Origin of the sequence: Nocardiopsis sp. LOL_012, from assembly GCF_048060475.1 — a bacterium.
Classification (GTDB): Bacteria; Actinomycetota; Actinomycetes; order Streptosporangiales; family Streptosporangiaceae; genus Nocardiopsis.
Window position 1 is genome coordinate 1 of sequence record NZ_JBHMIV010000086.1, and the last position, 1,483, is coordinate 1,483.

General features: G+C 69.3%; 1 protein-coding gene. It reads right to left on the reverse strand.

The window, feature by feature from the left end; genetic code table 11:
• On the reverse strand, window positions 1-1,453 hold a 1,453-nt coding region (locus ACFHWE_RS23515; RefSeq protein WP_416604056.1), incomplete at its 3' end, for a hypothetical protein.
• Window positions 1,454-1,483: the final 30 nt, after the last annotated feature.

Consider the following 1,483-nt stretch of genomic DNA (forward strand, 5'->3'; position numbering starts at 1 on the left):
TGTTTGTGGTGTGGGGTGGGTGGTTGCGGAGGGTGTTGATGCCGGTCAGGGCGGTGTCGGTGGCCAGGGTTTGGGTGGTGGCTTGTCCGGCTCCGCCCAGGGCGGAGAAGCCGGAGGCTTTCCAGCCGTCGGCGAAGGCGGTGTTGGTGAGGCCTTCGCCGAGGTAGCCCTCGGTGGCGCCGGTGGCGGCGGCCAGGCCCAGGTGTTGGGCGCGGGTGGTGGTTTGGGTGTGGAAGCGGTTCAGGTCGCGGGTCAGGGTGGTGGGCAGGGTGGTGGAGAGGTGGTGGTGCAGGGCTGGGGGGAGGGGGGTGTGGTCGAGGGTGCGGGTCAGGTGGGTGGGCAGGTCGGGCTGTCCCCAGTGGCGGGCGAGGGTGGTGGCGTAGTTCTGGCCCAGGGTGCGGGCGGTGTCTGTGCCCAGGTGGTGGGCCAGGTGGCGGGTGAAGAGGGCGCCCATGTCGTCTTTGAGGGCGGTCAGGGTGGCGGGGTTGTTCCAGGGGGTGGTGCCGGGTGGGGTGTCGGGGCGGTGGGGGAGGGCGAGTTCGTCGGTGTGGCGGGAGAGGAGGGCGGCCAGGTCGGTGTTGAGGCTGCTGGTTCCGGTGCCTGTGCTGGTTCCTGTCCCGGTGCCTGTTCCTGTGTCTGTGCCGGTGCCTGTGCTGGTTGTGGTGGTGTCTGGGGTGCGGGGTGTTGTGGTGGGTGTGGGGAGGGGGTCGGGTCCGGTTTTGAGGCCGGGGGGGTCGGGGAGGCGGGCGAGGTCGTCGAGGCTGGTGCGGATGAGGGCGCGGATCTGGCTGGCGAGGAGGGTGTCGACTCCTGCGGAGAGGCCGGCGGAGAGCAGTCCTTCGATGAAGGCGCCTTTGTGGGCCATGTCGGTCATGTTCCGGTCCCACTTCTTGCGGGTGCCGGTGTTGATCTGGGCGCGTTGGATGATGCTGTCGAGGCTGGCGAAGAGTTGGCTGATGATCTGGTGGCCGGGGACGGTGAGCAGGAACCAGGCGAGGATGCGGCGGATGAGGGCGCTGCGGATGGCGGTGAAGACGGGGATCATCTTCAGGGAGGCGCCGAAGGTCCAGTAGGCGGAGGCGATGGCCCAGGCGATCTCGATGAGGAGTTGGGCGAGTTGGCCCAGGACCATGGCGGCCATGTATTCGGCGTTGGCGGCGGCTTTGCGTAGTTCGGTGGCCAGGGTGGCGGCGGTGGTGCCGGCGTGGCCGATGTAGTTGCGTTCGCCGGTGGTGAACTGGGTGAGGGAGCGGTCGAAGTGGCGGGCGGCGCGGCCGGAGAGGTGGGTGTGGACGTGGGTGCGGACGCGTTCGAGGGTGTGGGTGAGTTCGTGGGTGATCTGGTGGCCGAGGTGGTCGTAGAGGTCGGCGAGGGCGCGTAGGGCGGTGGGGTTGGCGCTGGGTAGGACGATGCCGGTGAGGGTGGCGAGGAGGTAGCGGGGGCCGTGGTCCATGTCGTGGGCTAGAGGCACACCAAGTCACCC